This window comes from Streptomyces sp. WELS2 (genome assembly GCF_013870595.1).
GTDB lineage: Bacteria > Actinomycetota > Actinomycetes > Streptomycetales > Streptomycetaceae > Streptomyces.
This window is the reverse complement of the sequence record NZ_JACBWZ010000790.1, coordinates 1-2,808: the sequence shown is the minus strand read 5'-3', so window position 1 is coordinate 2,808 and position 2,808 is coordinate 1. Positions and strand designations below refer to the sequence as shown.

Below are 2,808 nucleotides of genomic sequence, written 5' to 3'. Positions count from 1 at the left end.
CGCGAACTCGTCGGGGTTCCAGCCGGTGCCGACGCCGAGGATCAGGCGGCCGCCGGAGACCACGTCCAGCGTGGCGGCCTGGTTGGCGAGCACCAGCGCGGGGTAGTACGGCGCGACGAGCACCGACGTCAGCAGCCGCAGGCGGGTCGTCGCCCCCGCCACGGCCGACAGCAGTACGAACGGGTCCGTGTCGAGGCCGAAACCGCTGTCCAGGAGCCGGTTGCCGACGGCGACGTGGTCGAAACCCAGTTCCTCGGCGTGGCGTGCGGCGCGCAGCGCGCCGGCTCCGTCGTGGAGCGGCCAGCGCGGTTGCAGGGAGACGCCGAGGCGCAGCGGGGTCATGGGAACGCCTTCCGGTAGCGGTACGGTCGGGGCACACGACGATCATCGATCGCCTGCCCCACCTCCAACTCCCGTACCGCGCCTGTTCATTCCTGCCGGACCGGCCACTCGGCGCGCGTGACCGGCTCGAGGCGTGGCATCCGTCATCGCCGGCGCCACAGCCGTCCTCGGCACCCTGCTCGGATCGGCACTCACCCTCGCGTTCCGGCAGCGCACCACGGACAGGAGCCACCGGTTCACCCGGTGCGAGAGGCTCCGGCAGGAGTGCTGGAGGCCTGCTCGGCCTACGCGGGCGCGCTGGTCGACCACCGCCCCTGCCCGGTCCAGCGCACCCGGGACCCCGTCACCGGCTTCGTCGGCCGGGCGAAGCGGTGTCCGTGAAGGCGTGCCGCGTCGCCAGGCCGAGAACGGTGGCGACCGCGGCCAGCGCGGCCACACTCGTGAGCGCGGTGGGCAGGGAGAACCAGTCGGTCATGAACCCGATCGCCGGCGGCCCGAGGAGCATGCCGCCATAGCCCAGGGTCGAGGCCAGGGCGACGCCGGACGCGCCGGCCAGCGCACCCGCCTGGTCCACGGCGACCGGGAAGAGGTTCGCGAGCCCGAGCCCGGTCACCGCGAAACCGGCCAGCGCGGCCCACACCGACGGCGCGAGGGCACCGAGCAGCATGCCGGCCGCCGCGACGCCGCCTCCGGCGACCACGGTCCTGGCCCGCCCGAGGCGGGCCAGCAGCGTCGTCCCGGTCAGCCGGCCGATGGTCATGGCGAGCGCGAAACACGCGTACCCGGCCGCCGCGCCGCCGGCGGAGGCCGCGAGGTCCTGCTGGAGGTGGAGCGCGCCCCAGTCGGCCATCGCCCCCTCCCCGTACGCCGTGCACATCGCGACGAGCCCGAAGACGACCACGACCCCGCGCCGCTTCTTCCCGCCCGCCTGCGCCGCCTGCGCCGGTGTGCGTTCGGGCGGCTCCGGCGGCTCGCACCGCAGCAGGGTGCGTCCGGCGACGGCCGTGACGAGCAGTCCGATCACGGTGAGGCCCAGCAGATGGCGGGTGGGGGAGAGGACCTCGGCGACCAGCCCGCCGAGGCCCGCGCCGACCATCCCGCCCAGGCTGAAGGCCGCGTGGAAACTCGGCATGATCGGCCTGCGCGACGCGGCGACCAGATCGACGGCGGCGCTGTTGAAGGCCACGTTGACCCCGCCGTAGCCCGCGCCGAACAGCAGCAGTACGGCCCCCAGCGCCGGCGCCGAGTGGGTGAGCGGGGGCAGCGCCACGCTCAGCGCGAGCACCACCATGCAGACCACGGTCACCGGATGGCTGCCGTAGCGACGGCACAGCCGCCCGGTCAGCGTCATGGTGAGCACGGCCCCGGCGGACACCCCGAGCAGGGCGAGTCCGAGGGCGCCGGCGGAAGCGTGCGTCTGGTGCTTGATGTCGGGGATGCGGACGACCCACCCCGCGAAGATGAAACCGTCCAGGGCGAAGAAAGCGGTGATCGCGGCGCGCAGTGCCGTGAGGCTCCGGCCCGGCACGACACTGTGCACACGGGTTTTGTTTACTATCGGCACAAAACCCAGCGTACGGGCGGGGCGGGGAGGGGGCAAGACGGTCCCGGGCCGGTCCCGCGCGGCCGGCCGTCAACCGGGCTCCTCCGGTCGGGGTGGTGACGAACCGGCATCCGGTGCTTCGCCCGTTCGGGGACCACGGCCCCGGGCGGTCCCGCCCGCTCCGCGGACACGGATCGCGCGCGCACCCGGGCCGCGGAACCGCACCGGCGGTCCCGCCGCACGGACCCACCTGCGGATTCCCTTCACCGGGTGGCGTGAGGCGGGGCAACATGGGGCGTGCGCGGGCCCGTTCGGCGACTGGACAGGTGTACGAGTTGCTGAACACGCGGCGGATACGGGTCGGTTAATGCTCGCTCACGAGCTGGTTGCGGACGGGTGAGCGCGCCATGATGGCCCCATGACGTTGGCCTCGCGCGCGCTCGCGCAATTGGCGACCTGGCCGGATCTGAGACAGACCGTGCCGAGCTGCGGCCTGGGGCAGGCGGTGAGTTCCGCCCGGGGTGAGATCGTCCACTTCCACTCCGAGCGGGATGTCGACCTGCTGCTCACCGACCGGGCCGTCCGGCGGTTCACCAAGGACCTCAAGGACTCGGGCGCGATCAGGATCGTGCGCGGCTCGCCGTGGGTGACGCTGCGCCTGGACGCCGCGAGCGACGTCGACCTGCTGCTGACGCTGGTGAGCGTGGCGCTCCAGGCCCCCCAGACATGGCCGGACCCGGCCGACCGGCCGCCGGCGGTCTGCAACGACCAGCGGGGCGCGGGATTCGTGAAGGCCGACCTCCGCGGCATGTGAGGCGGGCGGAGCCCCGGTTGATGCGGTGGCAGAGGTGAACGACGTCCCGGTTGGTGCCGCGTCAGGGGCTCGGCACGCCCCGGTTGCCGCGGCCTCCGCCGCGAACCGT

3 protein-coding genes are annotated in these 2,808 nt (G+C 73.9%); 1 reads left to right on the top strand and 2 read right to left on the bottom strand.

What is annotated here, in order from left to right; all coding sequences use genetic code 11:
• Positions 1 to 342, bottom strand: a 342-nt coding sequence (locus tag H5J33_RS29860; protein WP_181797908.1) for an LLM class flavin-dependent oxidoreductase, incomplete at its 3' end; no start/stop codon positions are given.
• 343 nt (positions 343 to 685) lie between these two features.
• The gene (locus H5J33_RS29855) at positions 686 to 1,870 is read right to left on the bottom strand and encodes an MFS transporter (protein WP_181797909.1); all 1,185 of its coding nucleotides are present in this window, start codon (positions 1,868 to 1,870) and stop codon (positions 686 to 688) included.
• Between the two features lie 433 nt (positions 1,871 to 2,303).
• Between H5J33_RS29855 and H5J33_RS29850 the strand changes: the two genes are divergently transcribed.
• Positions 2,304 to 2,699 (top strand): luciferase family protein, encoded by a 396-nt coding sequence (locus tag H5J33_RS29850; RefSeq protein WP_181797907.1) that lies wholly within the window; start codon positions 2,304 to 2,306, stop codon positions 2,697 to 2,699.
• The last annotated feature ends 109 nt before the right edge of the window (positions 2,700 to 2,808 follow it).